Origin of the sequence: Ectopseudomonas oleovorans (assembly GCF_003052605.1) — a bacterium.
In the GTDB taxonomy this organism is placed as follows: domain Bacteria; phylum Pseudomonadota; class Gammaproteobacteria; order Pseudomonadales; family Pseudomonadaceae; genus Aquipseudomonas; species Aquipseudomonas oleovorans_A.
The window spans coordinates 53,941-78,171 of record NZ_QASO01000042.1 but is presented as its reverse complement, the minus strand read 5'-3'; the positions used below and the strand labels follow the sequence as shown (position 1 = coordinate 78,171).

The following is a 24,231-nucleotide window of genomic DNA, read 5'->3' as shown; positions in this document are numbered from 1 at the left end:
GCCTGCGGCACCCACTGCCTGCAATGGCTGCTCGCCCCTTTGAGAAGACCCATGTTTGGTTCCAAAGACGACAAGAACTCACCGGCCGTGACCGACCCCCAAGCCCAGCCCGTGAGCGAAGAAAAGAAATCCCTGTTCAGCTGGTGGCGCAAGAAACCGGCAGAGACGACTGCCGAGCCTGCTCAGCCTGCGCCCGTTGAGCAACCTGCTGCTCAGGCGCCTGTCGAGCCGCCCGTGCCCGAAGCCGTAGCAACGGTCGCGGTGGAAGTGGCTGAAGTCGCGCCCGCTCCGTCAGCGTCGCCTGAGCCGCACGTCGTTGCACCGCCGGTTGTTGCAGCTGCTGTGCAGCCGCAGCCGGTCGTGCCCGAACCTGTCGTCGAGGCAGCACCCGTGGCGGCAGTACCGGCTCCCGTCGCTGCAGCGGCCACGCAGGAAAAGCCAAGCTTCTTCGCCCGCCTCAAGCAGGGCCTGTCCAAGACCAGCGCCAGTCTCGGCGAAGGGATGGCCAGCCTGTTCCTCGGCAAGAAGGTCATCGACGATGACTTGCTCGACGACCTGGAAACCCGCCTGCTCACTGCTGACGTTGGCGTCGAGGCGACCACCACCATCATCGGCAACCTGACCAAGCGCGTGGCGCGCAAGGAACTGGCCGACAGCGGCGCCCTGTACAAGGCGCTGCAGGAGGAGCTGGTGACCCTGCTCAAGCCGGTCGAGCAGCCGCTGGTCATCGACAGCGGCAAACAGCCCTATGTGATTCTCGTGGTGGGCGTGAACGGCGTGGGCAAGACCACCACCATCGGCAAGCTGGCCAAGAAGCTGCAACTCGAAGGCAAGAAGGTCATGCTCGCTGCCGGCGATACCTTCCGTGCCGCTGCGGTGGAGCAGTTGCAGGTCTGGGGTGAGCGCAACAACATCGCGGTGATCGCCCAGCACACCGGCGCCGACTCGGCTTCGGTGATCTTCGATGCGGTGCAGGCCGCCAAGTCGCGTGGCATCGACGTGCTTATCGCCGACACCGCCGGGCGCCTGCACACCAAAGACAACCTGATGGAAGAGTTGAAGAAGGTCCGTCGGGTGATCGGCAAGCTGGACGAAACCGCGCCGCATGAGGTGCTGCTGGTACTCGATGCCGGCACCGGGCAGAACGCCATCAACCAGGCCAAGCAGTTCAACCAGACCGTGAACCTCACCGGTCTGGCACTGACCAAACTCGACGGCACCGCCAAGGGCGGCGTTATCTTCGCCCTGGCCAAGCAGTTCGGTCTGCCGATTCGCTATATCGGCGTGGGTGAAGGCATCGATGACCTGCGTCCGTTCCAGGCGCAGGCTTTCGTCCAGGCACTCTTCGAGGAGCGTGAGCGCGGATGATCCGATTCGAGCAGGTCGCCAAGCGTTACCCCAATGGCCATGTCGGGCTGCACGAGCTGACTTTCCGCGTTCGCCCGGGCGAATTTCTCTTCGTCACCGGTCACTCCGGCGCCGGCAAGAGCACGCTGCTGCGTTTGCTGCTGGCGATGGAACGGCCCACCAGCGGCAAGTTGCTGCTGGCCGGGCAGGACCTGTCGACCATCACCAATGCGCAGATTCCCTTCCTGCGCCGGCAGATCGGTGTGGTGTTCCAGAACCACCAGTTGCTGTTCGACCGCACTGTGTACGACAACGTAGCGCTGCCGCTGCAGATTCTCGGCCTGTCCAAGCCGGAGATCGCCAAGCGCGTCGGCGCGGCGCTGGAGCGCGTCAGCCTCAGTGACAAGGCGGCGCAATCGCCTGGCGATCTGTCCACCGGTCAGCAGCAGCGTGTCGGCATCGCCCGCGCCATCGTCCACCGTCCGGCCCTGCTGCTGGCGGATGAGCCCACCGGTAACCTCGACCCGCGCCTGGCCGCCGAGATCATGGGGGTGTTCGAAGACATCAACCAGTTGGGCACCACCGTGCTGATCGCCAGTCACGACCTGGCGCTGATCGCACGCATGCGCCAGCGCATGCTCACCCTGCAACGCGGTCGCCTGATCGGTGACGGGGAGGCTGCCTGATGAGCGCATCGAAAATGCCCACGCCGCAACCGGCCGAACGGGTCGGCGCGGCGCCGCGCAACAAGGTGGTCGACGGCCCGGCGGACGAGCCGGATTTTCGCACGCTGTTCCATGCCTGGCTGGAAAGCCACCGCGCCAGCCTGGTCGACAGCCTGCGCCGCCTGGCGCGTCAGCCCATCGGCAGTTTCTTCACCTGCCTGGTGATGGCCGTGGCGTTGAGCCTGCCCATGGGTCTGTCGCTGCTGTTGGACAACGTCGAGAAGCTCGGCGGCTCCTGGCAGCGTGCGGCGCAGATTTCCCTGTTCCTCGACATGTCGGCCGGCGAGCGCGATGGTCAGGCACTGCGCGGGCAGATCGCGGCGATGGATGACGTTGCCGAGGCCGAATGGATCAGCCGCGAACAGGCACTGGAAGAGTTCCAGCAGCTGTCCGGTCTGGGTCAGGCGCTCAAGGAGTTGCCGGATAATCCGCTGCCCGGCGTGGTGCTGGTAACGCCCAAGGAAGTCGACAAGGCCAAGCTTGAGGCCCTGCGCCAGCGCCTGGCGGAGCTGCCCAAGGTAGAGCAGGCGCAGCTCGATCTGGTCTGGGTCGAGCGCCTGACTGCCATCCTCAAACTGGGTGATCGTTTCGTCTTCGGCCTCAGCCTGCTGCTGATTCTGGCGCTGCTGCTGGTGATCGGTAACACCATCCGCCTGCATATCGAAAACCGCCGTGCCGAGATCGAAGTGATCAAGCTGGTGGGCGGCACCGATGGCTATGTACGCCGTCCCTTCCTTTATATGGGCGCGTTGTACGGTTTTGGCGCAGGCATCTTCGCCTGGTTGCTGCTGGCCTTCGGGCTGGATTGGCTGAACGATGCTGTAGTACGTTTGGCCGGTCTTTACGGTAGCGATTTCGCGCTGGGTGGCGTACCTTCTTCTGATGGTTTTTCGCTGCTGTTTGGCGCCGTGCTGTTGGGCTATATTGGCGCCTGGCTGGCGGTGGCGCGTCATCTGAACGAACTTGCACCCCGTTAGGGCGTTGTTCGGTAAGGCTGAACGCAGGCTGACAAGTCATTGTTTTGGTTGATATTGACTATCTCTCAGGGAACTTATCCACAGGTTTTGCATCAGATGGCTCAGTGCTACACTGCACGAGTTTCGTGAATCGGAGGATTCGAATGTCCACTTCCTTGCAATCTGTCCATGCTCTGGTTCCAGGCGCCAACCTGGAAGCGTACGTGCATGCGGTCAACAGCATTCCGCTGCTGACGCCTGAGCAGGAGCGTGAACTGGCCGAAAATCTCTTTTACCAGCAGGATCTCGAGGCCGCCCGCCAGATGGTGTTGGCCCACCTGCGTTTCGTGGTGCATATCGCGCGCAGCTACTCCGGCTATGGTCTGGCCCAGGCCGACCTGATCCAGGAAGGCAATGTCGGCCTGATGAAGGCGGTCAAGCGCTTCAATCCGGAAATGGGCGTGCGTCTGGTGTCCTTCGCCGTGCACTGGATCCGTGCCGAGATCCACGAGTTCATCCTGAAGAACTGGCGCATCGTCAAAGTGGCCACCACCAAGGCCCAGCGCAAACTGTTCTTCAACCTGCGCAGCCAGAAGAAGCGTCTGGCCTGGCTGAACAACGATGAAGTGACCGCCGTGGCCGCAAGCCTGGGCGTCGAGCTGCACGAAGTGCGCGAGATGGAAAGTCGCCTGACCGGCCAGGACATGGCCTTCGACCCGGCTGCCGATGCCGACGATGACAGTGCCTTCCAGTCACCCGCGCATTATCTGGAAGACCATCGTTACGACCCGGCTCGTCAGCTCGAGGATGCCGATTGGAGCGACAGTTCCAGCAGCAACCTGCACGAAGCGCTGGAAAGCCTGGACGAGCGCAGCCGCGACATCCTCTACCAGCGCTGGCTGGCCGAGGAGAAGGCGACGCTGCATGACCTAGCCGCCAAGTACAATGTGTCGGCCGAGCGTATTCGTCAGCTTGAAAAGAACGCGATGAACAAGCTCAAAGGCTATATCGCCGCCTGAGTCTGCCGTTACCCCGAAAAGCCGCACCCTGGTGCGGCTTTTTTCTGTCTGGAGCGATTGCCTTGAACAAAGCCCCACTGAAAGCGCAGCACTGGCTGATATTCGCGCTCGTCGCCGCGCTGTTCTTCGCCTGGGGTGCCTGGCTGATGCGCAGTACCGAGGTTGAGCCGGTGGCCAATCTGCAGCAGTGGCGTGATGTGCTGTTGCAGCCGCTGGCCGAAGACGAGTTGATGCTGCGTGAGGTGCAGGCGTCAGCGCCAGGCGAGCTGTGGCTGGCGCCGCGCCTGGACGGCGCACGGCTTTTCTATCGTGCGTCGCTCGACGGGGAAGAGGGCGACTGGTTGCTCGAGGCGGAGGTTAGGTTAAGCCTTGAGCAGCGCAACAGTCTGATGGCGGCGCAGGGCCTTCAGGCCGGTGATGCCGAGTTGGCCCTTGGTCAATCACTGGTCGATCAGATGGCTGGTTTTTCCATCGCCAGCCTCAATCTGAGTGCCCCGCAAGCGCTGGCCAGCGACCGCCTGGCTGCCAGTCTCGGGCAGCCACGCTTGACGTTGGAGCTGGCCGAAGGCCAGGCCTGGGTCTATCCACAATGGGGGCTGACCGTGCATCTGCAGGGCGACGAGGTCGAGCTGTTGCACGCCGTCCCGCGCAAGGCTTTTCGCGCTACCCGCTAGCTTACAGCCAGCGCGGCCACCAATCGGGGCGCTGCGGCTTGAGTTGATTGAGGTAGTGGCTGCCCCCCAACTGATTCATTTGCTGGCGAATCCAGGCTGCGCGGCGATTGACGTAGGCGTCCGGTCGGCCTGCGCTCCAACGCAGCGGGTTAGGTAGCACCGCTGCCAGCTGGCTGGCCTGCTGGCGATTGAGATAAGGCGCGCCGACACCGAAATGGTGTTGTGCCGCGGCTTCGGCGCCAAAGATGCCATCGCCCCACTCGACGCTATTGAGGTACACCTCAAGGATGCGTTCTTTCGACCAGAGCACTTCGATCAGTGCGGTGAACCAGGCTTCCAGCCCTTTGCGCAGCCAACTGCGTCCGGACCAGAGAAACAGGTTCTTCGCCACCTGCTGGCTGAGGGTGCTGGCGCCTCTTAGTGAGCCGCCGCTCTGGTTATGCGCCAGCGCCGCCTGAATCGCGCCGACATCGAACCCCCAGTGTTCGGCGAATTTCTGGTCTTCAGCGGCGATCACCGCCATCTTCAGGTGATCCGGGAGTTCTTTCCAGGGGCGCCACTGGCGCTTCAGCTCGATGGGCTGTGCGCTGCCCCAGGATTCGATCTTGCGCTCGATCATCAAGGCCGTGCCGGGCGGCGGTACCCAGCGCAGTACGAGCACCAGCAGCGCACTGGCCAACATCAGCCAGAGCAGCAGTTTCAGCAGGCGGCGGGTCAGGGCTCGGAGCATGGGGTCTCGCATTGATCGGATGTGGCGCTATTAAAACAAAAAATCACTGGGGAAATTCCCGAGCGGCCGCACGATTGCGCGCAGGTGTGACAATAACAACCATTTCGACCCCAGGCTCAATGGTTAAACTGCGTGCACGTCGATCTCACCTGGAGGTTCCATGGCTCGTTTCTGGCTGCTGTTATCCGCTTTCGCCGGCTTTACCGGGGTGGCTCTGGGCGCCTTTGCGGCCCATGGCCTTAAGCACAGGCTAAGCGCCGAATACCTGGCGGTGTTCCAGACTGGCACACACTATCAGCTGATCCACGCGCTGGCCCTGTTCGGCGTCGGCCTGCTGGCGATGCATGCACCCGGACGGCTGGTGAATCTGGCTGGCGGCGCCTTCGCGCTGGGTATCCTGCTGTTTTCCGGCAGCCTCTATCTGCTGACCCTCAGCGGTGTCGGCAAGCTCGGCATGATCACGCCTTTCGGTGGCGTCGCCTTCCTCGTTGGCTGGCTGTGCCTGGGCCTGAGCGCCTGGAAGCTGACCTGACCCTGGCGTCAGAAATGAGGACGAATGGCGCCTTTTAGCCTTGGTCGTGGCCAGTTAACGGGCTAGAATGCCGGCCCTCTTTCCAGTTGTGACCGAGTCGTCATGCGTATCCAGTTGAATGGTGAACCCTTCGAACTGCCGGATAACCAGAGCGTCGCCGACCTGTTGGTTCGCCTCGACCTGACCGGGCGCCGTGTGGCGGTCGAACTCAATCAGGACATCGTTCCACGCAGCCAGCACAACAGCACCCAGCTCGCCGAGGGCGATCAGGTGGAAGTGGTGCACGCCATCGGCGGCGGTTGACCTCACGAGGAGTATTCCATGAGCCAAGTTCGCAGCGACAAGCCCTTCACCCTGGCCGGTCGTACGTTCCAGTCGCGCCTACTGGTCGGTACCGGCAAGTACAAGGATATGGACGAGACCCGTGACGCCATCGCCGCCTCCGGCGCCGAGATCGTCACCGTGGCGGTGCGCCGCACCAATATCGGCCAAAACCCCGGTGAGCCGAACCTGCTCGACGTGATCAGCCCGGACCAGTACACCATCCTGCCCAATACCGCCGGCTGCTACGACGCTGTCGAGGCCGTGCGCACCTGCCGCCTGGCGCGTGAGCTGCTCGATGGCCACAACCTGGTCAAGCTGGAAGTGCTGGCCGACCAGAAAACCCTGTTCCCCAACGTCATCGAGACCATCAAGGCCGCCGAAGTGCTGGTCAAGGATGGCTTCGACGTCATGGTGTACACCAGCGACGATCCGATCATCGCGCGTCAGCTGGCCGAGATCGGCTGCATCGCGGTGATGCCGCTGGCCGGCCTGATCGGCTCGGGCCTGGGGATCTGCAACCCGTACAACCTGCGCATCATCCTCGAGGAATCGAAGGTGCCGGTGCTGGTCGACGCCGGCGTTGGCACTGCCTCCGACGCTACCATCGCCATGGAGCTGGGCTGCGAGGCCGTGCTGATGAACAGCGCCATCGCCGATGCGCAGAATCCGGTGCTGATGGCGCGCGCCATGCAGTATGCCGTCGAGGCTGGCCGCCTGGCCTACCTGGCCGGTCGCATGCCGAAGAAACTCTATGCCAGTGCGTCGTCGCCGCTGACTGGCCTGATCAACTAAGGATGACGATTGGCTGCGTGCCGGCCCGCCGGCGCGCCAGTCGTAACGCAATCTACAAGAGTCCAGCATGACCGATACCCAACAGCCCGAACTGACCGAAGACGGTCGCCAGCGCCGTACCATCAAGAGCTTCGTGATGCGTGCCGGGCGCATGACCGAGGGCCAGCAGCGCGGCATCGACAAGGGCTGGCCGTTGTTCGGCCTGGAGCTGGAAGATGGTCTGCGCGACTTCGACCAAGTGTTCGGTCGCAGTGCGCCGCGCACCTTCGAGATCGGCTTCGGTATGGGCCACTCCACCCTGGAGATGGCTGCTGCTGCGCCTGAACAGGATTTCATCGGTGTCGAGGTACACAAGCCTGGCGTGGGTGCGCTGCTCAACGGTGCGATGACGCAGGGCCTCAGCAACCTGCGGGTCTACAGCTGCGATGCGCTGGAGGTGCTGCGTGACTGCGTGGCCGACGCCAGCCTCGATCGCGTGCTGCTGTTCTTCCCCGACCCCTGGCACAAGTCGCGCCACCACAAGCGCCGCATCGTCCAGCCGGCTTTTGCCGAGCTGGTGCGCAGCAAGTTGAAGATCGGTGGTGTGCTGCACATGGCTACCGATTGGGAGAACTACGCCGAGCACATGCTCGAAGTGATGAATGCAGCGCCGGGCTATCGCAACCTGGCGGCCGATGGCACCTACGTGCCGCGTCCCGAGGAGCGTCCGGTGACCAAGTTCGAACGTCGTGGCGAGCGCCTCGGCCATGGTGTGTGGGATCTGAAGTTTCAGCGTCAGGCATGATTCACCCGACGACACGCGTTTGATTAGAACCGGCAGGATGCACGATTAGATCGGGATAAACCGACGGCCAGGACGGCGCCTCACCTCAGAACCTGCTCACGATCTGCTGCGCGTCGGCGCTACTGCGTTAAAAACAAGCTCGGAATGCTCATGTACAAAAGTACATTCCGCTTCCTCGCTTGTTTTTGCCTTGTATCGCTCTAGCTCGCGAGACCGTGAGCAGGCTCTCAGAACACAACAACGATAAGTGCGCCTGCAAGGCGTGCAGACAATAGCGGCGCCGCTGTCATGGCGCCGCGAGGAGAGCATTGTGTTGAGATCGGTTTCCCTTCTTCTGCTGACTGCCCTGGCGTTTCAGGCCCAGGCCAAGGTCGATGCCAGCCAGGCCGCGCGCCTGGGTCAGGAACTGACGCCACTTGGCGGCGAGCGTGCCGGTAATGCCAGTGGCACCATCCCTGCCTGGACGGGCGGCCTGGCCACGCCGCCGGCCAATTACCAGCCGGGCATGCATCATCCTGATCCCTATGCTGACGACAAACTGCTGTACCGGGTCGACAGCCAGAACCTGGCGCAGTACGAACAACAGCTGCCGGTCGGCGTCAAGACCCTGCTGCAGCAGAACCCCAGTTTCTATCTGCGCGTATTCCCGACCCGGCGCAGTGCGGCCGCACCACAACGCATCTACGACGCTACTCGCTTCAACGCCCTCAATGCCGAGCTGATTGCCGGTGGCAATGGCGTTCAGGGGGCTGCTTCCGGCGTGCCGTTCCCGCTGCCGGCGAACGGCCAGGAGGCGATCTGGAACCACGTCATGCGGTATCGCGGCGACCAGATCAGCATGGCCACCAATCAGGCGGCGGTGCTCAGCAACGGTAGTTACAACCTGCTCAAGCTCGAGCGCGACATCTACTTCGTCTACGGCCGTGACGGCGTGGCCCCGCAGGACCTGGACAACACCCTGTTCTATTACAAGTACAAGGTCGTGGCTCCAGCCAAGCTGGCCGGCTCGGCGCTGGTGGTGCAGGAGACCCTCGATCAGGTGCTGGCGATTCGCAAGGCCTGGCGTTTCAACCGTGGCGAGCGCCGTGTGCGCCGCCTGCCGATGCTTGCCTACGACACCCTGCAGCCCGACACCAATGGTATGGCCACCGCCGACCAGGTGGATTCCTACAATGGCGCGCCGGATCGCTACGAGTGGCAGTTGTTGGGCAAGCGCGAGATGCTGGTGCCCTACAACAGCTATGCCGTGCACCAGCGCGGCATTCCCTACGCCGATATCCTGCAGGCCAAGCACATCAACCCCGAGCTGTTGCGTTACGAGCTGCACCGCGTCTGGGTGGTCGAGGCGGATCTGCGTACCGGCTTCAGCCATCCCTATGGCAAACGCCGCTTCTATCTGGATGAGGACAGCTGGCAGATCCTCGCCGTCGACCTGTATGACCGCAACGGCAACCTGATCGGTCTGCAGGAAGCCCACCCGATCAGCTACTACGACGTGCCGATGTTCGGCTCGACCCTGGAGACCATTTACGACCTCAAGGGTGGCCGCTACTTCGCTGACGGCCTGGATAACAACGAGAAGATGTACGACTTCAACGCCCGACTGAGCCCGCGCGACTTCACCCCGCAGGCGCTGCGCCGCGAAGGTAATTGAGTCTGAGAAAGCCACCCTTGAGGTGGCTTTTTCATTTCAGGCTGGCTAATTGCGGTCGGCCAATATGCCTATGACCACGAAGATCAGGATCAGCACCGGCGCCAGGGTGTAGTTGTTGAAGTGCGCCAGGCCCTTGGCCAGCCATGGCGTGAGGAAGACGATCGCCAGGCCATAGCCGACCGCGCAGAACACCACGAACAGCAGAGTACGCAGAACGAAATTGAGGTTGCCGATGGTGCGCTGAACCCAGGCGTTGATGGCTGGGCCGAACAGCACCAGCAAAGTGGCCATGATGGCCAGGGAGATATCGCCGAGGTGGCTGCGGCTCCAGCGCGAGAGGGTGACGATCAGGTCCAGTAGCAGATCCATGCAGGCTCCTTCAGTACAGCGCGACGTGAGCGATGGCCGCGCGAATGGCGCGTTAGCCTACCGGATTCATGCCGCGCTGTGGGTGAACTAGGCCAGGAACTGCTGCAGCAGATCATTGAGAAACAGCTGGCCCTTGGCCGTGGCGACCAGTCGAGTTTCATCGGCTTGCAGCAGGCCCTGGCGTTCGGCTTCGCGGCGCGCCTGTTCGAGTTGCTGCAACGGCAGGCCGGTGCGCTGGCTGAACAGCTCGGCTGGCGAGCCTTCGGTCAGGCGCAGCACGTTCATCAGAAATTCGAAGGGCAACTCGTCGGCTGCCAGCAGGCGTTCGCCGGCCTGGAATGCCTTGGCCGGGTCGAGGTAGTCCTTCGGCAGGCGGGTTTTCCAGGTGCGCTGGATGCGCCCTGCGGGGGTGCTCAGCTTGGCGTGGGCGCCAGCACCGATGCCGAGAAAGTCGCCGAAGGTCCAGTAGTTGAGGTTGTGCCGCGCCTGTTTGCCGGGCTGGGCGTAGGCGGACACCTCGTACTGCGCGTAGCCCTCGGCGGCGAGCAGCGCCTGGCCGGCTTCCTGGATGTCCCACAGCAGATCGTCTTCGGGCAGCTCGGGCGGCTGGCTCCAGAACACCGTGTTCGGCTCCATGGTCAGCTGGTACCAGGACAGGTGCGTCGGGCCCTGGCTGATTGCGGTGCGCAGGTCGAACAGGGCGTCCTCGATGCTCTGCTCGGGCAGGCCGTGCATCAGGTCGAGGTTGAAATTGTCGAAGCCGGCAGCGCGGGCCATGTCGGCGGCGCGAATGGCCTCGTCGCGATTGTGGATGCGCCCCAGCGCCTTGAGTTTGGCTTCCTGGAAGCTCTGCACGCCGATGGACAGACGGTTGATGCCGAGGCTTCGGTAGCCCTTGAACTTGGCCTGCTCGAAGGTGCCGGGGTTGGCTTCCAGGGTGATCTCTATGTCTGGCGCAAAGGCGATGCGCCGCTCGACGCCTTCCAGCAGACGACCCAGGGCGCGGTCGGAGAACAGGCTGGGCGTGCCGCCACCGAAGAAGATCGAAGTCAGTGGCCGGCCATGGACGTGCTGCAAGTCGGCATCGAGATCGGCCAGCAGGGCGTCGACGTATTCCTCTTCAGGCAGCGTGGGCCCGGCGGCGTGGGAGTTGAAGTCGCAGTAGGGGCATTTGCGCACGCACCACGGGATGTGGATATAGAGCGCCAGGGGCGGGAGCAGGAAACTCCCGCCAGCGGAATCGCTCATGCCAGCCCCAGGCGCTTCTTGAGCAGGGCCATGGCGCGGGCGCGGTGGCTGAGGCGATTCTTCTGCTCGGCCGGTAGTTCGGCGCTGGAGCACTGGGTTTCCGGCACCCAGAACAGCGGGTCGTAGCCGAAGCCGTGCTCGCCGCGGGCTTCGTACAGGATGCTGCCGTGCCACAGGCCTTCGCAGAGGATCGGCAGCGGATCGTCGGCATGTCGAACCAGCGCCAGGGCGCAGACGAACTGCGCGCCGCGCTCGGCATCCGGCACGTCCTTGAGGGCGTTGAGCAGCTTGGCATTGTTCGCCGCGTCGCCCTGGCCATCGGCATAGCGCGCCGAGTAGATGCCGGGGGCGCCGCCGAGGGCGTCCACCGCCAGGCCGGAGTCGTCGGCCAGCGCCGGCAGGCCGGAGATGCGCGCGGCGTTGCGTGCCTTGAGGATGGCGTTCTCGACGAACGACAGGCCGGTCTCTTCCGGCTCGACGCTGGAGAACTCGCCGATCGAGCGCACGCGTACTGCATCGCCGAGCATGGCCTGCAACTCTTTGAGCTTGCCGGCGTTATGGCTGGCCAGTACCAGTTCCTTGAGGTCGATCATGCGGATATTGCCTGTCAGTTGTACGTTGAATTACAGAATCTGTAGGAGCGGCGCCCCGCCGCGAACCAGGACGGCAGCGCCCTGAAAGCTTCGCCCTGGGGCGGGGCGCCTACGCAAAGATGCCGGCAGCGCCTGCGGCATCAGTCATCCGGGAACATTTCCTGGTTGAAGGTGATGCGGTGCGCGTCGTCGCCCTGGCGCACATCGAGGGTGAAACTGAGAATCTCTCGGCTGGAGAAGGGGAACTGCGCCAGGTAGTAGATGGCGCCGCTCTCGGTGACCTGCCTGAAGGTCAGTGCGCTGCTCTGCCCCAGCAGGTTCTTCACCTGGCCGCTGACCTGCGCGGTGCTGGCCTTGCCGGCCTTGAGTACGGCGATATTGACCACGCCCTGGGTCTTGCTGCGTACCAGGCCGGCGGCGCTGGCGATGTCCGGCTGGATGAAGCTGGAATTGAACACGCTGTAGTGCACGTCGAGGTCGCCGAAGCTCTGCTTGCGCTCGGCGGCGGCCGGCAGGGCCAGGCACAGGGCGATCAGGAAGGGAATGATGCGACGCATGATGTTCTCCTCGTTCAGACCGCCACGCGGTGGGCGGAGAGGTCCGCGCCGCTGATGCGGTAAATGCCGATTTCGCCCAGCAGATTGGGCCAGATGCGGCTTGCCAGGCCATGACGGTGGTCACGGTCGACCGCCAGACGTTCTTCCACGCGGGCACCCTGAGCATGGCACAGGCGCTCGAAGTCCTCGAAGGTGCAGAAGTGGATGTTCGGTGTGTTGTACCAGGTGTAGGGCAGGAAGTCCGACACCGGCATGCGACCTTTTGTCGTCAGGTACCAGCGGCAGCGCCAGTGGCCGAAGTTGGGGAAGGTGATGATGCAGGTCTTGCCGACGCGCAGCATCTCGGCCAGCACCTTGTCCGGGTAATGCAGCGCCTGCAGCGACTGGGTCATGACCACCACGTCGAAGCTGTTGCTGGCGAAGTTGCCCAGGCCCAGGTCGAGGTTCTGCTCGATGACGTTGACGCCGCGCTCGATGCACAGGGCGATCTTGTCCGGGTCGATTTCCAGGCCGTAGCCGGCCACCTGCTTGTTGTCGCGCAGCCAAGCGAGCAACTCGCCGTCGCCGCAGCCCAGGTCGAGCACACGGCTGCCCGGGGCGATCCATTCCTGGATGATGTCCAGATCCGCTCGCATGCTCATACCTCGATTCGCTTCATGTAGCTGTCGAACGCCTGCAGATAACGCGGGATCGGCATGAGGAAGGCGTCATGGCCCTGCGGTGCGTCGATTTCCAGGTAGCAGACGTTCTTCTTTGCCGCCGTCAGGGCGTCGACGATCTCCCGCGAGCGGGCGGGGGAGAAGCGCCAGTCGGTGGTGAAGGACATCACGCAGAAGTCCGCCTTGGCCACGGCCAGGGTCTTGGCCAGATCGCCGTCGTGCGCAGCGGCAGGATCGAAGTAGTCCAGCGCCTTGGTCATCAGCAGATAGGTGTTGGCGTCGAAACGGCCGGAGAATTCCTCGCCCTGATAGCGCAGGTAGCTTTCCACCTGGAACTCGACGCTGTGGAAGTCGTAGTTGAGCTTCTCGCTCTTCAGGCCGCGGCCGAATTTCTCGCCCATGGCGTCGTCGGACAGGTAGGTGATATGGCCGACCATACGCGCCAGCATCAGCCCGCGCTTGGGGATCACACCCTGTTCCTGGAAGTGTCCGCCGTGGAATTCCGGGTCGGTGAGAATCGCCTGGCGCGCCACCTCGTTGAAGGCGATGTTCTGCGCCGACAGCTTGGGCGCCGAGGCAATCGCCAGGCAGTGACGCACACGCTCGGGGTAGCTGATGGTCCACTGCATGGCCTGCATGCCGCCGAGGCTGCCGCCGATCACCGCCGCCCACTGGGCAATGCCGAGCACATCGGCCAGGCGTGCCTGGCTGTGCACCCAGTCTTCCACCGTCATTACCGGAAAGTCCGCGCCGTAGGGCTTGCCGGTCGCCGGGTTGGCGCTGCTCGGGCCGGTGGAACCGTTGCAGCCGCCCAGGTTGTTGAGGCTGACGACGAAGAACTTGTTGGTGTCGATGGGCTTGCCGGGGCCGATGCAGCTGTCCCACCAGCCGGGCTTGCGATCATCCGGGCTGTGATAGCCGGCGGCGTGATGGTGGCCGGACAGGGCGTGGCAGATCAGCACCGCATTGCTGCGCGCGGCGTTCAGTTCGCCATAGGTCTCGACGACCAGTTCGTACTCGGCCAGGCTGCGCCCGCAGGCCAGCGCCAGGGGTTCGCTGAAGCGAAATACCTGGGGACTGACCAGGCCGACGGAATCTTCGGGAAATGCAGTGGGCATTGAGGCGCTGCTAATGAAGCGGAGGAGGGCGCCAGTCTAAAGAGCACCGACCCGAGCGGCAAGCGAGCTGGGCGCTAGGTTTCCTCTGCAATGCAATGTTTGATCTGCAAGGCCCAGTCGGGGATGTCGGAGTCGGCTGCATAGGTCTTGCAGAGACTGCCCTGACGAGTGCGAAAAAGCAGGCGTGGGCTGTGGTCGTTCACAGAGTTGTCGTAGACATAGAGACGATCTACTACAGACGACAGCGCGACACAGTTGGCGATGGACTTGGTGTAGCGAGAAACGATCTTGCTGATTGGCACTTCATGGCCGCCATCCATGTAGCGGTAGGTAATTCGGTAGGCGTTGATGGCGGGGTGTGAGGTACTGACGAAAAATACCCGGACGAAGAAGCCGGCACTTATAGCCCGGCGAATGAATTCGAGTTTGTCCTCGGTCGACAACACTGTCTCGAAGGCCAGGCTGCGACCACTCTGTAGGCACTGTTCACGCAATTGCTCAGCCTTTTCGGCTGCTTGCCTGAAAGCCTCTTCCGAGTTCCAGCCGCCAAACTCCTCCTGCGCCATTTCATCGGGATTGATGAAGGTGCAGCCGGACAGCCAGTGGTGCTCGCGCAGGGTTTCGGTGATCGACGTCTTACCTGAGCCGTTGGGGCCGGCAAAGACGATCAGTTTGGGTTTGTTCTCAGGCATCACGGCTGGCGCGTGCGGCCGAGTTTTCCTTCTTGGCGCGGATTGCCTGGATCAAAGCCTGGTTTAACTGATTATCCACGCGCTCGACACGCCTGTGAGCAGTCTTGCGAACTTGTGTCATAAGCTCTGCAAGCTGTGTATCACTTGGGTCTTCCTGAGAGGTAATCAGGCTAAAGTGGTTGTTCATTACAAGCCTCCTGGTCATGGCTTTAGCAACAGCATATGGGCTTCCGTGAGGAAATCCAATCAGCCAAGGTCAACTGCTCCCCTTTGGCGCGCCGCCGTCGGCAGGCTGACCACCTTGCCCTGGCGCTGCACCGGTGCCGGACGACGCAGCACGCGCAGCATGTCGCTGGCCAGGGCCAGCTGCTGTTCCAGCTCTTCCCGGTAGCGCGCCAGTTGCAGGCTGCGTTTGCGCGTCTGCTGGGTTTCCTGGGCCAGCGCCTTGAGGCGCAGCATGTGGCTTTCCAGCATCTGCTTGTGTTCCAGGGTGTGTTGCATCAGCGGCATCAGCGCATCGGCGGCCCATTGCTCGGCGTCCAGGCGCAGGCGCTGGTGCAGGCCGATCACTTCCTGGGCCAGGGTGGCGAAGAAGCGTCGGGTCAGGCTGCGCTGTTCGGTGAGCAGGGTCTTCAGGTGCAGGCGGAACTGGTCGCCCTTTTCCTGCAGTTTCTTCAGCTCGCGCAGATAACGCTGGATCTTGAACTGCGGTGCGTCGACCCCGCCCAGCGGGTTGTCTTCGTTGTGTCGACGATAGATGGCTGCAACCATCTTGTTGGCCATGTCGGCTTCGTGCTGCAGGTTGTGCAGATCCTGTTCGACGGCGCGGAAGAAATGCAGGATGGCCTGGTTGATGCCCAGGGTGGTCCAGCTGCCGGTGAGATTGCGGCGCACCTCGCTCAGGTGTTCCTCCAGGCGTTCGGCGCGCGCGGCGTGGCGCAGCAGTTGTCCCTGGCGCTGCAGCAGGCGCTGGTTGGTCTTCAGGCCGAGCAGGCGCTTGTGGTGCAGGCTGTGGTCTTCCTTGGTCTTGGCGGTCAGCTCGAACAGCAGCTGGCCGTTGTCCTGCTGATGGTTGCCGAGCAGGGCCAACTGCTCACTGACTTTCTCCAGGCGCAGGTTGAGCACATGTTGGCTGTTGTTCACCAACGCCAGGACCTGACGCACCACGTTATCTTCGATCAGGCGTTCCTTCTGCGCGACGATGCGCTCGCATAGCAGGTTTTCCAGACCGGCCATCTGGCTGCGTGCCAGCAATTCTTCGTCCTTGCGCACCTTGGCCAGCAGCGCCTGCTTGGCCGACAGCGGCAGCACGTCCTGCTTGGCGATACCCAACTGCTTGGCGGTGGCGCTCTGGATCTGGCCGATGGCGTTCTGCACGAAGGTCTCGCCTGCCAGGTCGTCCCACAGTACGTCGATCTTGTTCAGCACGGCGAACAGGCAGGTTTGCGCGTCGTCGTCGAGCTGGCGGATGTGCTGCTGCCAGATGTGCATGTCACTGGCGGTGACGCCGGTATCGGCGGCCAGCAGGAAGATGATCGCCTGGGCATTGGGCAGCATCGACAGGGTCAGCTCGGGTTCACTGCCCAAGGCGTTTAGGCCGGGGGTGTCGAGAATACGCAAGCCCTGGCGCAGCAGCGGATGATCGAAGTTGACCATCGCATGGCGCCAGGCCGGCACCAGCACCTGGCCGCGTTTGCCGGTGCCTTCGAGCATGTCCGGGTGGAAGCCGAGCTGGATCGCCTGTTCCACCGGCATGGCTTTGGTCTTGGCCACCTGGCTGAAAGCCAGCGCCATGTTGGCGGGGTCGCTGGTGTCCAGCGGGATGTTCACCCAATGCCTCGGAATGCGCTTGAACTGCGCGACGCTGGCCGAGGCTGCGCGCGTTTCGATGGGCAGCAGGCGAATGTAGGGGCGTTCCGAGCGCGGGTCGAAGAACAGCTCGGTGGGGCACATGGTGGTACGCCCGGCATGCGAAGGCAGCATACGCTGGCCGTATTCGGAGAAGAACAGGCTGTTGATCAGCTCGGTCTTGCCGCGTGAAAACTCGCCGACGAACGCCAGGGTGATGTGGTCGGTACGCAAGATCTTCAGCGCGCGCTCGAGCTTGGCCTGTACCGCCTCGGAGTTGAGCCGATTGTGTTCCAGCCAGCTGCGATAACGCGTGATCTCGCGCATCAGTTCGCGTTTCCAGGCGACGTAGGCGTCAACCTGCTGGCTGAGACGTTCCATGCTCATCCTGGCTCTCCTCTCGGCAAGTTCATCCACTTGCTGGGGCTGCGTGATTGTTCAGTTGGTGTTGCCGCCAGGACGCACGGCATTGGCGAGAATAACCTGCATTATGCGAGGTACAGGGCGGCCGTCAATTGGCTGCTTATACAGTCCCGCCTTGTGGTCGGGTATGGCGGCTGAATGGTCATCAGGCGTTCTGCAAGCCGGGAATCGCTGGCAGGTTACGTGGCGTGCGGATGCGCAGGCGCTTGTGTTGATTGAGCTCGCCGCTTGCCAGGCTCACCTGGCTCTTGGCCACGCCGAACGCCTTGGCCAGAAAGGCCTGCAGATGGGCGTTGGCCTTGCCCTCGACCGGTGGGGCGGTGAGGCGGATCTTCAACCGATCACCATGCAGCCCGGCGAACTCGTCCTTGCTCGCCTTGGGCTGCAGGTGACAGTCGAGGATCAGGTCCTCGCCGTCCCAGCGGTAGAAGCTCACCCTCAGAGGAAGGGGCTGAGCATCGGCGGCAGGCCGGTGGAGGCTGCAAGACCGCCGATGACGAAGCGATCGATCAGATTGATGGTGATGAAGGCGAAGATCGGCGAAATATCCAGGCCGCCAAGGTTCGGCAGCAGCTTGCGAAACGGCGCCAGCAGCGGTTCGCAGATCTGGTTGACCAGCTGCGCGCCGGGGTTGTAGCTGCCCGGGGCGACCCACGACAGGATCACGCTGATGATCAGGGCGAAGAAGAACACCTTGAGAAACAGCGAGGTCACGCCGATCAGTGACCACACCAGAAGTTGCAGGATGAAGCCGCCGACGTTGTAGCCCATCAGCGTCAGGGTGATGACCATCAGCAGCAGCTGCACCAGGATGGCCAGCACCAGCGAGGCCAGATCCAGCCCGGCGAAACCGGGGATGATCCGACGCAGGGGTTTCACCAGCGGCTGTGTAGCCTTGACGATGAACTGGCTCAGCGGGTTGTAGAAGTCGGCGCGTACCAGTTGCAGGATGAAACGCAGCAGGACGATCAGCAGATACAGGCTGCCGAGGGTCTGAATGATGTAGATCAGGGCTTCGATGAGTCCGGACATGTGTGCTTCCTTTATTGACCCAGTTGTTCGGCCAGTTCGGCCGAGCGATTGGCGGCGGCGTTGAGTGCCTGTTGTACCAGCGTTTCGAAGCCGCCGGCCTGAAAGGTTTTGATCGCCGCTTCGGTGGTTCCGTTCGGCGAGGTCACACGGCGCCGCAGTTCGGCGGCGTCGACATCACTCTCGCTGGCCATGCGTGCGGCGCCCAGTGCAGTCTGGATGCTCAGGCGTGCAGCCGTCTCGCGCGGCAGGCCGAGCTGCTCGCCAGCCGCCGTCATGGCTTCGATCAAAAGGAAGAAATAAGCCGGCCCGCTGCCGGAAACAGCGGTAACGGCGTCTAGTTGGGCTTCTTCATCCAGCCACAGGGCCAGGCCAACGGCGCTCAGCACCTGTTCGGCCTGGGCTTTCTGTGCGGCGCTGACGCGGGCGTTGGCGAACAGGCCGGAAACGCCCTGGCGCAATAGCGCCGGCGTGTTGGGCATGCAACGCACGACTGGGCGCTGGCCGAGCCAGTTTTCCAGGCTGGCGCAACTGATGCCGGCGGCGATGGAGATGATCACCTGATTGGGAGCCAGGTGTGGCGCCAGATCCAGGCATACCGCTTTCATGATCTGTGGTTTGACCGCCAGCACGATCAGGTCGGCGCCTTTTATGGCTTCACCGTTATCCGCGAAGGTGGCGATGCCGTGTTCCTGTTGCAGGCGGGCGCGCTGTTCGCTGCCGGGCTCGCTGGCGCGGATGGCGCTGGCTGCCACGCCCTGGGCGCGCAGGCCGCCAATCAGGCTGGCGGCCATGTTGCCGGCGCCGACGAAGGCGATGGTCGGGTTGCTCATTGCAGAAAATCCTTCATTCAGTGAGTGGGCTGGCCGTAATCGCGGGCGCCGAACAGGGCGGTGCCGATGCGCACCCAGGTGGCACCTTCGGCGATGGCGGCCCCCAGGTCATGGCTCATGCCCATGGACAAGGTATCGAGGTCCAGCCCCAGGTCATCACGCAATTGGCGCAGGTGGGCGAAGGCGGCATGTTGCGCCGCGATATCGTCGGTAGGTTCGGGAATCGCCATCAGCCCACGCAGGCGCAGGTTGGGCAGGGCGGCTACAGCCTTGGCCAGCTCTGGCAGCGCTTCTGGGCTGCAGCCGGATTTGCTGTCCTCAGCGCTGACGTTGACCTGCAGGCAGATATTCAGCGGTGGCAGGTGCGCAGGACGCTGCTCGGAGAGGCGTTGGGCGATTTTCAGGCGATCCACCGAATGTACCCAGTCGAAATGCTCGGCGATGGGCCGGGTCTTGTTCGACTGAATGGGGCCGATGAAGTGCCAGATCAAGGGCAGATCACTCAGTTCGGTCTGTTTTTCCAGCGCTTCCTGCAGGTAGTTCTCGCCAAAATCGCGCAAACCAGCCGTATGAGCTTCACGAATGGCCGCTGCCGGTTTGGTCTTGCTCACCGCGAGCAGGCCGATATCCGTCAAATTACGCTGTGAGGCTTGCGCCGCCTCACGGATGCGCGCTCCGACCTTTGCAATATTCTCTGCTATCGTGGACATTACCTGCGCTCTATAAGCCTGGCCGTTGCGTTCGCGGCATTCTACCTGCTTGCTTGTAATTGGGGAGTCCCATGGATATCACTGAGCTGCTCGCCTTCAGCGCCAAGCAAGGCGCGTCGGATTTGCACCTCTCGGCGGGTCTGCCGCCGATGATCCGCGTCGACGGCGATGTACGCCGCATCAACCTGCCGCCGCTGGATCACAAGCAGGTACACGCGCTGATCTACGACATCATGAATGACAAGCAGCGCAAGGACTTCGAAGAGTTCCTCGAGACCGACTTCTCCTTCGAAGTGCCGGGTGTGGCGCGTTTCCGGGTCAACGCCTTCAACCAGAACCGTGGCGCCGGTGCGGTGTTCCGTACCATTCCGTCCAAGGTGCTGACCATGGAAGACCTGGGCATGGGCGAGGTGTTCCGCAAGATCACTGACGTGCCGCGCGGCCTGGTGCTGGTTACCGGCCCAACCGGTTCGGGCAAGTCGACCACCCTGGCGGCGATGATCGACCACCTCAACAGCAACAAGTACCACCACATTCTCACCATCGAAGACCCCATCGAATTCGTCCACGAGTCGAAGAAGTGCCTGGTCAACCAGCGTGAGGTGCACCGCGACACCCACGGCTTCTCCGAAGCGCTGCGCTCGGCGCTGCGTGAGGACCCGGACATCATCCTGGTGGGCGAGATGCGTGACCTGGAAACCATCCGCCTGGCGCTGACCGCCGCGGAAACCGGCCACCTGGTGTTCGGCACCCTGCACACCACCTCCGCCGCCAAGACCATCGACCGGGTGGTCGACGTGTTCCCGGCCGAGGAAAAGTCGATGGTGCGCTCGATGCTGTCGGAATCGCTGCAGGCGGTGATCTCGCAGACCCTGCTGAAGAAGATCGGTGGCGGTCGCGTCGCGGCACACGAAATCATGATCGGCACTCCGGCCATCCGTAACCTGATCCGCGAGGACAAGGTGGCGCAGATGTACTCATCGATCCAGACCGGTGGCGCGCTGGGCATGCAGACCCTCGATGCCTGCCTGAAGACGCTGGTATCCAAGGGGTTGGTCAGCCGCGACAGCGCGCGCGAGAAGGCCAAGAGCCCGGAAAACTTCTAGGAAAACCCAGTGGGTAGGGTGGGCTTCAGCCCACCAAGGCCGGCCACTGTTGGTGGGCTGAAGCCCACCCTACGGACTGCTTCACGGCTGCGATGACACGCTCGCAGCCGCTGGCCCTGCGCTGCGGGGGCGTGCATTCATGCGTGCGGATGAGCGAACACGACGATGGAATTCGAAAAACTACTGCGCCTGATGGTCGAAAAAGGTGGCTCCGATCTATTCATCACCGCTGGCGTGCCGCCGTCGATGAAGGTCAATGGCAAAATCATGCCGGTGACCAAGACCGCGATGTCGCCGGAAATGACCCGCGAAACCGTGCTGGGGGTGATGAACGAGGCACAACGCCGCGACTTTGCCGAGAACCATGAGTGCAACTTCGCCATCAGCGCCCGCGGCATCGGCCGCTTCCGCGTCAGCGCCTTCTATCAGCGCAACCTGGTGGGCATGGTGCTGCGCCGCATCGAGACCAACATCCCCACCATCGACGACCTCAAGCTGCCGGACATCCTCAAGAAGCTGGCGCTGACCAAGCGCGGCCTGGTGCTGTTCGTCGGGGCTACCGGTACCGGTAAGTCCACCTCGCTGGCGGCGATGATCGGCTACCGCAACAAGAACAGCAGCGGCCATATCATCTCCATCGAAGACCCGATCGAGTACATCCACCAGCATCAGAGCTGCATCGTCACTCAGCGTGAAGTGGGCATCGACACCGAGTCCTTCGAAGTGGCGCTGAAGAACACCTTGCGTCAGGCGCCGGACGTGATCCTCATCGGTGAGGTGCGCACCCGCGAGACCATGGACCACGCCGTGGCCTTCGCCGAAACCGGTCACCTGTGCCTGGCCACCCTGCACGCCAACAACGCCAACCAGGCGCTGGACCGCATCATCAACTTCTTCCCGGCCGACCGGCAGAACCAGGTGTGGATGGACCTGTCGCTCAACCTCAAGGCTATCGTCGCTCAGCAACTGATTCCAACCCCGGATGGCAAAGGTCGCCGCGCAGTGATCGAGGTGCTGATCAACACCCCGCTGGCCGCCGACCTGATCCGCAAGGGCGAGGTGCACGAGCTCAAGGGGCTGATGAAGCGCTCCACCGAGCAGGGCATGCAGACCTTCGACCAGGCGCTGTACAACCTCTACACCCAGGGCGAGATCACCTACGAAGACGCGCTGCTCTACGCCGACTCGGCCAACGACCTGCGCCTGATGATCAAGCTCGGTTCGGAAACCGATGGCGATCACCTGACCAGCATGGCCCAGGGCCTGGCGCTGGAGGTCAGCGAGGAAGATCCGGGGCGTCGCTTCCGCTGACGCTACCTGACGGGGGACGCGCTGCGTCCCCCTCGTTTATCTGGGCGATACGTTTGCCCTTTCTGCCTGCCAGCACCAATGCCTGGCCATCGCGTTGCGCGCCGGCGCGTGCTTCGCTCATCAGTTGCGGAATCAGCGGGCCTTCCGGCAGGTGCTTCCAGAATCTCAGTGGCAGATGTTGCTGCATCACCGTGCGGTTGAGCCGCGCCGGGTTGAAGGTGCTGCCGTAATAGGCACGCCACAGGGCCTGGCCGTCATCCTCGGGCTGCCGTGCCCAGGCTTGCCATTGCGCCGGGCAGCGGCGCTCGTGCTGCAGGCGTTGGCCATCCCAGTACACACCGTCCCGAGACGTTGCGATCAGCCAGCTGTGCTTGCCCAGGCGCTCGGCGAAATGGCCACTGGCCGCGGCCAGGATGTCATGCGCGGGTTCGAACCAGGCGACGAAGTCCGGCGCGCCTTGCGCCTTGCTCGGCTGAAAGCGCACGAAGGCATGCAGGTGATGGGCCTCGCGGCGCACCGCCTTGAGCCGGCGATGCAGCTCGCTGCCGTCGGGGTCGCCGGCCAGCACGGCGCTGCGTTCGCCCTGTACGAAGCGCCAGAGCACGCGGTAGAGCAGGCTCCAGCGCTCCTCGCCACGGTACTGTGCGGCGCTCTCCAGCAGCTCCAGCAGTTCGGGCGATACGCGCAGGCGGCCATTGGGCTCCGGCGCGCGTTCGGCGGGCTGGTCGAACAGGCCAGGCGCCGCTTCTTCGTCCAGCCACTGCAACTGGTGCGGTGCCAGGCCCTGCAGCAGTGCACGGCGCGCGGCCTGGCGCCAGGTGGCGAAGCTGCCGTCGAAACGCAGGCTGTGCATCACCACAAGGCCATCTGCGCCGGGGTGTCGCGCAACTGCTGGCGCAGCACCACGGACTCGTGTTCGGCCCGCGGCGGTCGGTAGTCCTGGGTGACGATGAAGGGCTTGGCCTTTTCCAGTACGCAGCGCAGACGGGTCAGGTCCTCGTAGCGGATACGCCGTTCGCGCCGCAGCGCGCCCAGGCGTCGTGCGCTGAGCACACCGATGCCGGGCACGCGGGCGATCAATGATTCGTCGGCGCGGTTGAGATCGACGGGAAACTGCTCGCGGTTGGCCAGGGCCCAGGCCAGCTTGGGGTCGATATCCAGATCCAGGTTGCCGGGGCCGGCGAGCAGCTCCGTGGCACTGAAGCCATAGCCGCGCATGAGGAAGTCGGCCTGGTACAGGCGGTGTTCGCGCAGCAGCGGCGGCGCCTCGAAGGGCACGGTCTTGGGGCTCTGCGGAATCGGACTGAAGGCCGAGTAGTAGACGCGGCGCAGGCGGTAGTCGTGATACAGGCTCTGGGCGTTGTGCAGGATGGTGCTGTCATCGGTGGCGTCGGCACCGACGATCATCTGCGTGCTTTGTCCGGCCGGGGCAAAGCGCGGCGCGCGGCGTTCTTCCTTGGCCTCACGCTCGCCGAGATGAATCTTGTGCATGGCCTGGTGGATGCTGCCGACGTTCTTTTCCGGTGCCAGGCGTACCAGGCTGGTTTCGGTGGGCAGCTCGATGTTGACGCTGAGGCGGTCCGCGTACAGGCCGGCTTCGGCGATCAACTCCGGTGCGGCATCGGGAATGGTCTTGAGGTGAATGTAGCCGCGGAACTGGTGCTCCTGACGCAGCAGCTTGGCGACGCGAATCAGCTGCTCCATGGTGTAGTCGGCCGAGCGGATGATGCCGGAGCTGAGGAACAGGCCGCTGATGCAGTTGCGCTTGTAGAAGTCCAGTGTCAGCGTCACTACTTCCTCGGGGGTAAAGCGCGCGCGAGGTACGTCACTGGAACGACGGTTGATGCAGTATTGGCAGTCGTACAGGCAGAAGTTGGTCAGCAGTACTTTGAGCAGCGCCACGCAGCGACCGTCTGGCGTATAGCTGTGGCAGATGCCCATGCTGTTGGTCGAACCGATGCTGTCCTTGCCCTTGGAGCTGCGCTTGGGTGCGCCGCTGCTGGCACAGGAGGCGTCGTACTTGGCTGCGTCGGCGAGGATGGTGAGCTTTTCGATCAGTTGCATGGCGGGCAATATCTATACTGTTTTTTTATACAGTATATGGGCGTCGTACAGCTATCAAGCCATTCGTTGTGTTGCGCTGCCTCATTGCAAATGAAACCTTCACTCGGCGCGCAGCGTCATAGCTGTATCTCGCA

The 24,231-nt window shown here is 63.1% G+C and carries 28 protein-coding genes; 12 read left to right on the top strand and 16 right to left on the bottom strand.

All coding sequences use genetic code 11. The features are described 5' to 3' along the window. Positions 1–51: 51 nt before the first annotated feature. The 5 genes from ftsY (at position 52) to DBO86_RS08240 (ending at position 4,721) form a co-directional block, all read left to right on the top strand. Entirely contained in the window at positions 52–1,368 is a 1,317-nt protein-coding gene (ftsY, locus tag DBO86_RS08260) for a signal recognition particle-docking protein FtsY (RefSeq protein WP_108233440.1), read from the top strand. Then, positions 1,365–2,033 (top strand): cell division ATP-binding protein FtsE, encoded by a 669-nt coding sequence (ftsE, locus tag DBO86_RS08255; RefSeq protein WP_003463983.1) that lies wholly within the window; start codon positions 1,365–1,367, stop codon positions 2,031–2,033. The genes ftsY and ftsE overlap by 4 nt, the downstream gene beginning before the upstream one ends. Next, positions 2,033–3,049: a permease-like cell division protein FtsX gene (gene ftsX, locus DBO86_RS08250; RefSeq protein ID WP_074855374.1), complete on the top strand. Its 1,017-nt coding sequence runs from the start codon at positions 2,033–2,035 to the stop codon at positions 3,047–3,049. The genes ftsE and ftsX overlap by 1 nt, the downstream gene beginning before the upstream one ends. 143 nt (positions 3,050–3,192) lie before the next feature. After that, positions 3,193–4,047, top strand: a complete 855-nt coding sequence (gene rpoH / locus DBO86_RS08245) for an RNA polymerase sigma factor RpoH (protein ID WP_074855375.1) — start codon at positions 3,193–3,195, stop codon at positions 4,045–4,047. Between the two features lie 62 nt (positions 4,048–4,109). Continuing rightward, positions 4,110–4,721, top strand: a complete 612-nt coding sequence (locus tag DBO86_RS08240; protein WP_104729843.1) for a hypothetical protein — start codon at positions 4,110–4,112, stop codon at positions 4,719–4,721. Between the two features lies 1 nt (position 4,722). Here the strand turns inward: DBO86_RS08240 and mtgA are convergent, their stop codons facing one another. Next, positions 4,723–5,451, bottom strand: coding sequence for a monofunctional biosynthetic peptidoglycan transglycosylase (gene mtgA / locus DBO86_RS08235; protein ID WP_108233439.1), 729 nt, complete (start codon positions 5,449–5,451; stop codon positions 4,723–4,725). A gap of 160 nt (positions 5,452–5,611) precedes the next feature. Between mtgA and DBO86_RS08230 the strand changes: the two genes are divergently transcribed. From DBO86_RS08230 to DBO86_RS08210, 5 genes are all read left to right on the top strand, one after another. Next, entirely contained in the window at positions 5,612–5,983 is a 372-nt protein-coding gene (locus tag DBO86_RS08230; protein ID WP_003463966.1) for a DUF423 domain-containing protein, read from the top strand. 102 nt (positions 5,984–6,085) lie between these two features. Further along, positions 6,086–6,286, top strand: coding sequence for a sulfur carrier protein ThiS (gene thiS / locus DBO86_RS08225; protein ID WP_045735689.1), 201 nt, complete (start codon positions 6,086–6,088; stop codon positions 6,284–6,286). An 18-nt stretch (positions 6,287–6,304) separates the two neighbouring features. Beyond that, positions 6,305–7,099 (top strand): thiazole synthase, encoded by a 795-nt coding sequence (locus DBO86_RS08220; protein WP_108233438.1) that lies wholly within the window; start codon positions 6,305–6,307, stop codon positions 7,097–7,099. A 67-nt stretch (positions 7,100–7,166) separates the two neighbouring features. Next, on the top strand, positions 7,167–7,883 hold the full coding sequence (gene trmB / locus DBO86_RS08215) for a tRNA (guanosine(46)-N7)-methyltransferase TrmB (RefSeq protein WP_108233437.1): 717 nt from the start codon (positions 7,167–7,169) through the stop codon (positions 7,881–7,883). A gap of 310 nt (positions 7,884–8,193) precedes the next feature. After that, positions 8,194–9,537 (top strand): DUF1329 domain-containing protein, encoded by a 1,344-nt coding sequence (locus DBO86_RS08210; protein WP_108233436.1) that lies wholly within the window; start codon positions 8,194–8,196, stop codon positions 9,535–9,537. Positions 9,538–9,582: 45 nt separating this feature from the next. On the opposite strand, the gene DBO86_RS08205 is transcribed toward DBO86_RS08210, so the two are convergent. From DBO86_RS08205 to DBO86_RS08145, 13 genes are all read right to left on the bottom strand, one after another. Next, on the bottom strand, positions 9,583–9,906 hold the full coding sequence (locus tag DBO86_RS08205; protein WP_017675845.1) for a DUF3392 domain-containing protein: 324 nt from the start codon (positions 9,904–9,906) through the stop codon (positions 9,583–9,585). Positions 9,907–9,993: 87 nt separating this feature from the next. After that, complete coding sequence (gene hemW, locus DBO86_RS08200) at positions 9,994–11,154, bottom strand: radical SAM family heme chaperone HemW (RefSeq protein WP_108233435.1); 1,161 nt, start codon at positions 11,152–11,154, stop codon at positions 9,994–9,996. Next, a complete protein-coding gene (rdgB, locus tag DBO86_RS08195; protein ID WP_084340421.1) occupies positions 11,151–11,747 on the bottom strand; it encodes an RdgB/HAM1 family non-canonical purine NTP pyrophosphatase in 597 nt (198 codons plus the stop codon). The genes hemW and rdgB overlap by 4 nt, the downstream gene beginning before the upstream one ends. 140 nt (positions 11,748–11,887) lie before the next feature. Continuing rightward, positions 11,888–12,304, bottom strand: coding sequence for a DUF4426 domain-containing protein (locus DBO86_RS08190; protein ID WP_003463950.1), 417 nt, complete (start codon positions 12,302–12,304; stop codon positions 11,888–11,890). A gap of 14 nt (positions 12,305–12,318) precedes the next feature. Next, entirely contained in the window at positions 12,319–12,939 is a 621-nt protein-coding gene (gene metW / locus DBO86_RS08185; protein ID WP_026088470.1) for a methionine biosynthesis protein MetW, read from the bottom strand. Between the two features lie 2 nt (positions 12,940–12,941). Continuing rightward, complete coding sequence (metX, locus tag DBO86_RS08180; protein ID WP_075750344.1) at positions 12,942–14,081, bottom strand: homoserine O-succinyltransferase MetX; 1,140 nt, start codon at positions 14,079–14,081, stop codon at positions 12,942–12,944. A 74-nt stretch (positions 14,082–14,155) separates the two neighbouring features. Continuing rightward, positions 14,156–14,773, bottom strand: a complete 618-nt coding sequence (locus DBO86_RS08175) for an ATPase (protein WP_075750342.1) — start codon at positions 14,771–14,773, stop codon at positions 14,156–14,158. Continuing rightward, complete coding sequence (locus tag DBO86_RS08170) at positions 14,766–14,960, bottom strand: hypothetical protein (protein ID WP_021490406.1); 195 nt, start codon at positions 14,958–14,960, stop codon at positions 14,766–14,768. Before DBO86_RS08170 ends, DBO86_RS08175 begins: the two co-directional genes overlap by 8 nt. A 59-nt stretch (positions 14,961–15,019) precedes the next feature. Continuing rightward, complete coding sequence (locus DBO86_RS08165) at positions 15,020–17,008, bottom strand: dynamin-like GTPase family protein (RefSeq protein ID WP_108233434.1); 1,989 nt, start codon at positions 17,006–17,008, stop codon at positions 15,020–15,022. A 181-nt stretch (positions 17,009–17,189) separates the two neighbouring features. Next, positions 17,190–17,480, bottom strand: a complete 291-nt coding sequence (locus DBO86_RS08160; RefSeq protein ID WP_075750340.1) for a DUF167 domain-containing protein — start codon at positions 17,478–17,480, stop codon at positions 17,190–17,192. Positions 17,481–17,482: 2 nt separating this feature from the next. Further along, the gene (locus DBO86_RS08155; protein ID WP_055984803.1) at positions 17,483–18,076 is read right to left on the bottom strand and encodes a YggT family protein; all 594 of its coding nucleotides are present in this window, start codon (positions 18,074–18,076) and stop codon (positions 17,483–17,485) included. 11 nt (positions 18,077–18,087) lie between these two features. Continuing rightward, entirely contained in the window at positions 18,088–18,906 is an 819-nt protein-coding gene (gene proC, locus DBO86_RS08150) for a pyrroline-5-carboxylate reductase (RefSeq protein WP_075750338.1), read from the bottom strand. 17 nt (positions 18,907–18,923) lie between these two features. Further along, on the bottom strand, positions 18,924–19,616 hold the full coding sequence (locus DBO86_RS08145; protein WP_075750336.1) for a YggS family pyridoxal phosphate-dependent enzyme: 693 nt from the start codon (positions 19,614–19,616) through the stop codon (positions 18,924–18,926). Positions 19,617–19,687: 71 nt separating this feature from the next. Between DBO86_RS08145 and DBO86_RS08140 the strand changes: the two genes are divergently transcribed. Both DBO86_RS08140 and DBO86_RS08135 read left to right on the top strand, forming a co-directional pair. Further along, positions 19,688–20,722: a type IV pilus twitching motility protein PilT gene (locus DBO86_RS08140; RefSeq protein WP_055984795.1), complete on the top strand. Its 1,035-nt coding sequence runs from the start codon at positions 19,688–19,690 to the stop codon at positions 20,720–20,722. Positions 20,723–20,887: 165 nt separating this feature from the next. Beyond that, complete coding sequence (locus DBO86_RS08135) at positions 20,888–22,033, top strand: PilT/PilU family type 4a pilus ATPase (protein WP_075750334.1); 1,146 nt, start codon at positions 20,888–20,890, stop codon at positions 22,031–22,033. On the opposite strand, the gene DBO86_RS08130 is transcribed toward DBO86_RS08135, so the two are convergent. Further along, complete coding sequence (locus DBO86_RS08130) at positions 21,999–22,886, bottom strand: TIGR03915 family putative DNA repair protein (RefSeq protein WP_075750332.1); 888 nt, start codon at positions 22,884–22,886, stop codon at positions 21,999–22,001. The genes DBO86_RS08135 and DBO86_RS08130 overlap by 35 nt on opposite strands. Beyond that, entirely contained in the window at positions 22,886–24,097 is a 1,212-nt protein-coding gene (locus DBO86_RS08125) for a putative DNA modification/repair radical SAM protein (protein WP_108233433.1), read from the bottom strand. The genes DBO86_RS08130 and DBO86_RS08125 overlap by 1 nt, the downstream gene beginning before the upstream one ends. Positions 24,098–24,231: the final 134 nt, after the last annotated feature.

Bases quoted from the DNA above. Each gene is read 5' to 3' on its own strand.
- trmB (WP_108233437.1), top strand. From the start codon at position 7,167: ATGACCGATACCCAACAGCCCGAACTGACCGAAGACGGTCGCCAGCGC.
- thiS (WP_045735689.1), top strand. From the start codon at position 6,086: ATGCGTATCCAGTTGAATGGTGAACCCTTCGAACTGCCGGATAACCAG.
- DBO86_RS08220 (WP_108233438.1), top strand. From the start codon at position 6,305: ATGAGCCAAGTTCGCAGCGACAAGCCCTTCACCCTGGCCGGTCGTACG.
- ftsX (WP_074855374.1), top strand. From the start codon at position 2,033: ATGAGCGCATCGAAAATGCCCACGCCGCAACCGGCCGAACGGGTCGGC.
- DBO86_RS08145 (WP_075750336.1), bottom strand. From the start codon at position 19,616: ATGTCCACGATAGCAGAGAATATTGCAAAGGTCGGAGCGCGCATCCGT.
- DBO86_RS08170 (WP_021490406.1), bottom strand. From the start codon at position 14,960: ATGAACAACCACTTTAGCCTGATTACCTCTCAGGAAGACCCAAGTGAT.
- DBO86_RS08190 (WP_003463950.1), bottom strand. From the start codon at position 12,304: ATGCGTCGCATCATTCCCTTCCTGATCGCCCTGTGCCTGGCCCTGCCG.
- rdgB (WP_084340421.1), bottom strand. From the start codon at position 11,747: ATGATCGACCTCAAGGAACTGGTACTGGCCAGCCATAACGCCGGCAAG.
- mtgA (WP_108233439.1), bottom strand. From the start codon at position 5,451: ATGCTCCGAGCCCTGACCCGCCGCCTGCTGAAACTGCTGCTCTGGCTG.
- rpoH (WP_074855375.1), top strand. From the start codon at position 3,193: ATGTCCACTTCCTTGCAATCTGTCCATGCTCTGGTTCCAGGCGCCAAC.
- metW (WP_026088470.1), bottom strand. From the start codon at position 12,939: ATGCGAGCGGATCTGGACATCATCCAGGAATGGATCGCCCCGGGCAGC.
- DBO86_RS08175 (WP_075750342.1), bottom strand. From the start codon at position 14,773: ATGCCTGAGAACAAACCCAAACTGATCGTCTTTGCCGGCCCCAACGGC.
- DBO86_RS08165 (WP_108233434.1), bottom strand. From the start codon at position 17,008: ATGAGCATGGAACGTCTCAGCCAGCAGGTTGACGCCTACGTCGCCTGG.
- DBO86_RS08125 (WP_108233433.1), bottom strand. From the start codon at position 24,097: ATGCAACTGATCGAAAAGCTCACCATCCTCGCCGACGCAGCCAAGTAC.
- DBO86_RS08140 (WP_055984795.1), top strand. From the start codon at position 19,688: ATGGATATCACTGAGCTGCTCGCCTTCAGCGCCAAGCAAGGCGCGTCG.
- ftsE (WP_003463983.1), top strand. From the start codon at position 1,365: ATGATCCGATTCGAGCAGGTCGCCAAGCGTTACCCCAATGGCCATGTC.
- DBO86_RS08135 (WP_075750334.1), top strand. From the start codon at position 20,888: ATGGAATTCGAAAAACTACTGCGCCTGATGGTCGAAAAAGGTGGCTCC.
- DBO86_RS08230 (WP_003463966.1), top strand. From the start codon at position 5,612: ATGGCTCGTTTCTGGCTGCTGTTATCCGCTTTCGCCGGCTTTACCGGG.
- DBO86_RS08155 (WP_055984803.1), bottom strand. From the start codon at position 18,076: ATGTCCGGACTCATCGAAGCCCTGATCTACATCATTCAGACCCTCGGC.
- DBO86_RS08205 (WP_017675845.1), bottom strand. From the start codon at position 9,906: ATGGATCTGCTACTGGACCTGATCGTCACCCTCTCGCGCTGGAGCCGC.
- proC (WP_075750338.1), bottom strand. From the start codon at position 18,906: ATGAGCAACCCGACCATCGCCTTCGTCGGCGCCGGCAACATGGCCGCC.
- ftsY (WP_108233440.1), top strand. From the start codon at position 52: ATGTTTGGTTCCAAAGACGACAAGAACTCACCGGCCGTGACCGACCCC.
- metX (WP_075750344.1), bottom strand. From the start codon at position 14,081: ATGCCCACTGCATTTCCCGAAGATTCCGTCGGCCTGGTCAGTCCCCAG.
- DBO86_RS08130 (WP_075750332.1), bottom strand. From the start codon at position 22,886: ATGCACAGCCTGCGTTTCGACGGCAGCTTCGCCACCTGGCGCCAGGCC.
- hemW (WP_108233435.1), bottom strand. From the start codon at position 11,154: ATGAGCGATTCCGCTGGCGGGAGTTTCCTGCTCCCGCCCCTGGCGCTC.